General features: G+C 78.8%; 1 protein-coding gene. It reads left to right on the forward strand.

The features are described 5' to 3' along the window. Window positions 1–208 (forward strand): hypothetical protein (locus GTW08_RS12255; RefSeq protein ID WP_161151944.1); only part of this gene is annotated, 208 nt, incomplete at both ends.

Consider the following 208-nt stretch of genomic DNA (forward strand, 5'->3'; position numbering starts at 1 on the left):
CGGCGGCCCGACGCCGAGCCCGCCGAGCTGCGCCGCGCCCTCGACGGCGCCGTCGCGTGGGAGGGCGAGCTGCTCTGCGCGCCGCGGTTCTTCACCGCCCTCGACGGGTTCGACGCGAGCAGCATCCGGATCAAGCGGGCCCGCGCGCACGACGAGCTCTCGCGCTACCGCTACGACGTCGTGCTCCGGCCCGGCGCCGCCGCGCGGC

The sequence above is a fragment of the Pseudonocardia sp. SID8383 genome, from assembly GCF_009864975.1.
In the GTDB taxonomy this organism is placed as follows: Bacteria; Actinomycetota; Actinomycetes; order Mycobacteriales; family Pseudonocardiaceae; genus Pseudonocardia; species Pseudonocardia alni.